This window comes from Streptomyces sp. GbtcB7, assembly GCF_019091445.1.
In the GTDB taxonomy this organism is placed as follows: Bacteria; Actinomycetota; Actinomycetes; order Streptomycetales; family Streptomycetaceae; genus Streptomyces; species Streptomyces mirabilis.
Window position 1 is genome coordinate 1 of record NZ_JAGXJM010000144.1, and the last position, 435, is coordinate 435.

Genomic DNA, 435 nt, shown 5'->3' on the forward strand with positions numbered 1-435 from the left:
GTACCGCGCCGCCTGGTCGCCCGCCGTGCATTTCGTCCGCACGAACGGATCGCACCGGGTGATCACGGCCGCGGAGTACCGGCGCGCCGGGAAGCCGCAGGTGGCGCGCGCTCCGGTCGTCTACGCCAAGACGGCATGGTCCCCGATCGTCTACGGCCTCGTCACGTGGCCGACCTCGACCGGCGACCGGAGCATCGACACCGTCGAAGCGCTCAGCGCGGCCGAGTACGCGCGGGCGGGCCGCCCGAAGACGACCATCCGCTCGCGGATCCCCGGCGATTCGTTCGTGCGCCTGTCGACGGGGTCCTCGATCCTCCACCGTATGGACGGCTATCTGACCCCAGTGACGACCGCGCAGTGGCGTTCCGCGGGGTCGCCCGCGGTCCGCACCGTCGCCCCCGGCAAGCCGATGTACATCCGCGGCATCCAGATCGT

The 435-nt window shown here is 71.7% G+C and carries 1 protein-coding gene; it reads left to right on the top strand.

The genetic code is table 11. The features are described 5' to 3' along the window. The coding region (locus tag KVT44_RS55590; RefSeq protein WP_217576871.1) for a hypothetical protein at nt 1-435 on the top strand (435 nt) is incomplete at both ends.